Raw genomic sequence first — 463 nt, forward strand, 5'->3', positions numbered from 1 at the left:
GCCGCCCAGCTTTTCAAATGACTTTCTTTTTCTTTTTTTGACTGTTTTTTCTTTCTCTTTGAGGAATATGAATGACATTCCAATTGACTCATTTTAAACCGTTTTTGTTGTTTTGTTTTTGCTCCCTGCATGGTAGCCTTAATGGAAGAACAACAGACAAGAGATGGGCCTTAGCAAGTTTATGCTTCGGTCATACCGAAACCCAACATCCATCCCGCTGGTCTGAAAAAGGAGGACAGGAAACCATGAACAAAGCAACAAAAACAGGACGCCCGAAAAAGCAAAAATCCGAGAAACGAAGCTACCGGGTGAATGTGAAACTGAATACCGGAGAATACTACATGCTGAAAGGAAAAGCCCGCAGCGCAGGGATGAACCTGAGCGAGTTTGTCCGTGAGGCCATCTGCCACAGCGAAATCAAAGAGCGCCTGACCCCCGGGCTGAATGCCAGTATCCGCAGCCT

The 463-nt window shown here is 45.8% G+C and carries 1 protein-coding gene; it reads left to right on the forward strand.

Annotation, left to right across the window (positions count from 1 at the left end):
• Positions 1 to 245: 245 nt before the first annotated feature.
• The coding region (locus tag N2K84_RS20230) for a plasmid mobilization protein (RefSeq protein ID WP_345894145.1) at positions 246 to 463 on the forward strand (218 nt) is incomplete at its 3' end.

The organism is Gaoshiqia sediminis (genome assembly GCF_025907915.1).
GTDB lineage: Bacteria > Bacteroidota > Bacteroidia > Bacteroidales > Prolixibacteraceae > Gaoshiqia > Gaoshiqia sediminis.